Raw genomic sequence first — 5,365 nt, forward strand, 5'->3', positions numbered from 1 at the left:
GAGACCTGATCGTGCTCGACCTCAACCTGCCACGCGAAGATGGCCTGACCCTGTGTCGCGATCTGCGCGCGCGGTCGAGCACGCCGGTGATCATGCTCACCGCACGCAGCGAGCCGATCGACCGCGTGCTGGGCCTGGAGATGGGCGCCGACGATTACCTCGGCAAGCCGTTCGAGCCGCGCGAGCTGCTGGCGCGCATCCGCAACGTGCTGCGCCGTACCGAAGCGCTGCCGGCCAATCTGGAGCCGCTGGCGATTCGCCGGGCACGCTTCTCGCAGTGGATCTTCGACCTGGAGCATCGCCACCTGCTCGATCCCGATGGCCGCGTGGTGGTGCTGTCCGGGGCGGAGTTCCGCTTGCTGCGGGTGTTTGTCGGGCATGCCAACAAGGTCCTGTCGCGCGAACAGCTGGTGGCGCTGAGCAGTGGCCGCAGCTATGAATCGCAGGATCGGGCGATCGACCTGCAGGTCAGCCGGCTGCGCAACAAGCTGGCCGATGACGGTGGCAGCGATGGGCTGATCAAGACCGTGCGCAACGAAGGCTATGTGCTGGCCACGGCAGTTACCCTGGAATGAAACGCCTGGGTCGGTTCTTCGCCTCGATGGTCGGGCGCCTGTTCCTGATCCTGCTGCTGGGCATGAGCGTGGCGGCGATCGGCGCGACCATGCTGGCCAGCGCCAAGCGCCAGCAGGAGTTCGAGCGGCAGAATCTCAACCGCATCGCCGACCGCCTGCAGGGCTTCGTCAACATGCTCGATGGCAATCCCGAGCTGCGCGATCGCCTGCTCGACAGCGGTGGTCCGAGCGTGCGGCGGCTGCCGCCGGGCGCACGGGTAGGTCCGCCGGATGCCGCGCTGATGGAGGTCCTGGATGACCGGCCGGGGCCGGTGTCGAGCAGCCAGGTCGCCTTTACCTCGTTCCGTTCGTGCCTGCCGCGTCTGCCCGAACTGCCGCACCCGAAGAAACCGCGCAACGGCCCACCGCGCGAGCGCGATCCGGCCTTCATCCCGCCCAAGTGCCGGATGGTGGCGCTGCGCCTGAGCGATGGCACGCCGCTGCAGCTGGCGCTGGACTCGCCGGCGGTGGCGCACAACGGCATCCTGGCGGTGGACCCGCTGTTCCTGACCCTGCTGGTGATGGCCATCGCGGTGCTGGCCTACGTGGTTGCGCGGATGGCCAGTGCGCCATTGCAGCGGCTTGCCTCGGCGGCCGCCGCGCTGGGCGACGACCTGCAGGGCGCGCCGATGCCGGTGACCGGGCCACTGGAGGTCAAGCGCGCCGCCGAAGCTTTCAACGCGATGCAGAAACGCCTGCAGCGGCACCTCGGCGAGCGCACCCAGATGTTGGCGGCGATCACCCACGACCTGCAGACGCCGGTCACCCGGCTGCGCCTGCGCCTGGAGAACGTCACCGATGACGCCCTGCGCGAGCGCCTGATCGGCGACCTGGCCGCGATGCAGGCGCTGATCCGCGAGGGCCTGGAGCTGGCGCGCAGTGCCGAAAGTGCCGAGCAACGTGCAGCGCTGGACCTGGATTCGCTGCTGGAGAGCATCGTCGAAGACGCCGTGGAAGCCGGCGCCGACGTGCGTTTCGACGAGCCCAGCGGCGCGGTGTTGATGCTGCGGCCGCTGGCTATGCATCGGCTGTTTTCCAACCTGGTGGACAACGCGGTGACCTACGGCCAGTCGGCGCGGGTCAGCGTGGAGCAGGACGCGGACAAGGTGGTGGTGCGCATCCGCGACCGGGGACCCGGCCTGGCAGACGACGAGCTGGAGGCGGTGTTCGACCCGTTCGTGCGGCTGGAGACCTCGCGCTCGCGCGAAACCGGCGGCGCCGGCCTAGGCCTGACCATCGCGCGGGCGCTGGCCGAAAAGGATGGCGCGCGGCTGGCGCTGCGCAACCATCCGCTGGGCGGGCTGGAGGCGGTGGTGGAGTGGCCGGCGAGCCTGCGCGCGGCGGGCAGCCGTCCTGCCTGAGCGCTCTCGACACAAAGCGGCGTGGTTTTGCCTACTATGGGCAACCCCACCCGCTTACTTTCGCATGAGCGCGCCTTTCCCCGTCGGTTGCAAGTCCAGTGCACCGCCGCCCGTCGCACGGCCTCCCGCCCGTTTCCTGGCTGGTCCTAACGGATGAGCCAAGCGGGGTGCGGTAGCCGGTGGCGGCCGGTACAACGCAGTGTCCATCGGCGTCTCGGCGCAGCCCTGTTGTGGCTGTGCCTGTGCTGCGCACTGCCGTGGCCGCTGTCGGCGCAGGACGGCCCGCCGCCGCTGCGCGATTACGCCACCGATGTGTGGACCTCGCGCAACGGCCTGCCGCACAACTCGCTGCGCGACATCGCCCAGACCCCGGAAGGGCATTTGTGGTTCGCCACCTGGGAAGGCCTGGTGCGCTACAACGGGCTGGATTTCACCGTGTTCGACCGCAGCACCAAGCCGGGCCTGCGCGACAACGGTGTTGGCGCGCTGTTCGTCGACCGTGCCGGTGCGCTGTGGATCAGCGACTCGCGCGGCAACGTCACCCGGCGTGGCGCGGATGGACGCTGGCAGGTGTTCGAACACGCACCGGGCGCGCCGGAGGTGCTGATCCAGGCGATGCAGATGGACAGCCATGGGCGGCTGTGGCTGCTGTATGAAGGCCAGGGCATCGGCAGCCTCGGCCCGGACGGGACCTTCCAGTACCAGAAGCCGCCGGCCGACGTGCCGATGGCGATGAGCTTCACCAAGCTGGTGGTGGACGCGCAGGACCGGGTCTGGGTGGGCACGCTGGACGGGCTGGTGGTGCGCGACAACGACGGCGTGCTGCGGCGCGCGCCGGAGAGTTTCGGGCTGGGCCGTGGCCTGGTCTGGCCATACCGCGCCCCGGACGGGGTGATGTGGATCGTCGCCGGCGAGCGCGTCTACCGCATGCAGGATGGGCTGCCGCAGTTGCAGCACCGCCTGCCCGGGGTGATGCATATCACCGCGATGCTGCAGGACCGGCATGGCGACCTGTGGCTGGGTACCGAGAACCAGGGACTGCTGCGTTTGTCGCGGCACGGGCTGGAGCGCCTGCCGAACGGGTTGTCGCTGCCGGGCGGACGGGTGGTGAGCCTGCGCGAAGATGCCGAGGGCAGCATCTGGGTGGGCGCCAACGGCGGTTTGTACCGCCTGCGCGAAACCTTGTTCAGCAGCTTCACCGAGCGCGATGGACTCAGTGGCGATTACGTACGCACGGTGCTGGAAGACCAGAATCGGCAACTGTGGATCGGCAGCGCCAACGGCCTGGACCGTCGCGATGCGCAGGGCCGGTTCGTACCGGTTGCATTGCACAACAGCGGCGGAAAGACGCCTTCGGTGCTGAGCCTGGCCCAGGACCATGACGGCGACCTGTGGGTAGGCACCTTCGGCGATGGCGTGTTCCGGCTGGATGCACAGGGCCGCACGCGGCGGATCTACGGCGCCGCCGACGGGCTGCCGGGCGGCAACATCCGCGCGATGAGCGTGGACCGCGCCGGCGCGGTGTGGGCCGGCACCCAGAAGGGTGTGGTGCGGATCGACGGCAACGGCGTGCACGTGCCCGACATGCCCGGAATGCCCGGTGGGCTGATCACTGCGATGACACACGACGCCGATGGCGCGTTGTGGATCGGCACCATCGAAGGGATCAAGGTGCTGCGCGGTGATCGCGTGCAGAGCATCGACCTGGCCCCGCTGGGCGGTGGCCGCAGCGTGTTCGGCTTCCAGCAGATCGACGATGCGATGTGGATCAGCAGCGACCGTGGCCTGTACCGCTGGGAGGACGGCACGCTGGCGCGGGTCGGGTTGGAGCAGGGCATGCCGGTGGACACGGTGTTCCAACTGGTGCCCGACCGGGTCGGCAACGTCTGGATCAGCAGCAACCGCGGGGTCCTGCGCACCGACATGGACATGCTCAACCAGGTCGCCGATGGCCGTGCCCAGCGGATCGAGGTCGAGCATTACAACGAGATCGATGGCATGGCCAACTCGCAGGCCAACGGCAGCTCCGGGCCGTCGGCGATCCTGCGCCAGGACGGCACGTTCTGGGTGGTCACCGCCGGCGGCCTGAGCACCGTCGACCCGCTGCGTCTGCAGCGCTTCCGCGAGCGGCTGGCACCCCCGGCGGTGATCGAGAACGTACTGGTCGATGGCAAGCCGCTGCACTGGCAGGGCAGCGACCACAACAGCATCCCTGGCGGGCGTCGACTCAGCGTGAGCTATGTGGGCCTGAGCTACCTGATGTCCGAGCGGATCCGTTACCGCACCAAGCTGACCGGGCTGGACAATGGCTGGATCGAACGCGGCCAGCAGCGCAGCGTCGAATTCGTCGGCCTGCCGCCGGGCAACTACACCCTGCACGTGTCCGCGGCGCATCCCGGCGGCAGCTGGAGCGACAGCGAGGCGGTATGGGAGTTCACCGTTGAACCGTTCCTGTGGCAGCGGCGCACGGTGCAGCTGATCGGCGTGCTGCTGTTGGTGGCCGGGCTGATCGCGCTGTACCGCTATCTGATCAACCGCTACAAGGCCAGCAACATCCGCCTGGCGCGGATGGTCGACGAGGCCACGCGCGACCTGCAGGCGCAGACGGTCAACCTGCAGGCCTTGAACCAGGAAAAAACCGAGCTGGCCGACCGGCTGGCGGTGCAGGCCGAGCAGTTCGGGCGGCAGGCGCGCGAGGATGCGTTGACCGGGCTGCCCAACCGGCGCGCGTTCGACGAAGCGCTGGCGCGCGATTTCGCCCGCTCCCAGCGCAGCGGCCATCCGTTGTGCCTGGTGGTCCTGGACATCGACCACTTCAAGGAGGTCAACGACCAGCACAGCCACAGCGTCGGCGACCTGGTGCTGGTGGAAGTGGCGCGGGTGATCGCCTCGGCCTGCCGCGACTCGGACATGCCGGCGCGTACCGGCGGCGAAGAGTTCACCCTGCTGCTCAATGACACCCGGCTGGCCGAAGCGGCGCAGGTCTGCGCACGCCTGCGCGGGCTGTTCCATGACCATCCGGACTGGGCCGGCGTGCCCGGCCTGAAGGTGACCTTCAGTGCCGGCCTGGTCGAGCTGGATGCGGCCGACCGCACCCCGATGCTGCTGTATCAGCGCGCCGATCGCGCGTTGTACCGGGCCAAGAGCGAGGGGCGCGACCGCACCGCGATCGGGTAGAGCCGACCGTTGGCCGGCTGCGCGCGATGATCGACACCCGGTAGAGCCGACCGTTGGTCGGCTGCACGCGATGATCGACACCCCGGTAGAGCCGACCGTCGGTCGGCTGCACGCGATGATCGATACCCCGGTAGAGCCGACCGTTGGTCGGCTGCACGCGATGATCGATACATCGGTAGAGCCGACCGTTGGTCGGCTGCACGCGATGATCGA

3 protein-coding genes are annotated in these 5,365 nt (G+C 69.0%); all 3 read left to right on the top strand.

What is annotated here, in order from left to right; translation table 11 throughout:
• On the top strand, nucleotides 1-575 hold a 575-nt coding region (locus AC1DQP_RS15780), incomplete at its 5' end, for a winged helix-turn-helix domain-containing protein (RefSeq protein ID WP_478051971.1).
• Entirely contained in the window at nucleotides 572-1,975 is a 1,404-nt protein-coding gene (locus AC1DQP_RS15785) for an ATP-binding protein (RefSeq protein WP_457318934.1), read from the top strand. The genes AC1DQP_RS15780 and AC1DQP_RS15785, both read left to right, overlap by 4 nt.
• 153 nt (nucleotides 1,976-2,128) lie before the next feature.
• Nucleotides 2,129-5,152, top strand: a complete 3,024-nt coding sequence (locus tag AC1DQP_RS15790; protein ID WP_457318933.1) for a two-component regulator propeller domain-containing protein — start codon at nucleotides 2,129-2,131, stop codon at nucleotides 5,150-5,152.
• Nucleotides 5,153-5,365: the final 213 nt, after the last annotated feature.

This window comes from Stenotrophomonas sp. P5_A8 (assembly GCF_056400545.1).

Excerpts from the sequence above, each read along its gene's own strand:
- AC1DQP_RS15790 (WP_457318933.1), top strand. The coding sequence starts at position 2,129 with ATGAGCCAAGCGGGGTGCGGTAGCCGGTGGCGGCCGGTACAACGCAGT.
- AC1DQP_RS15785 (WP_457318934.1), top strand. The coding sequence starts at position 572 with ATGAAACGCCTGGGTCGGTTCTTCGCCTCGATGGTCGGGCGCCTGTTC.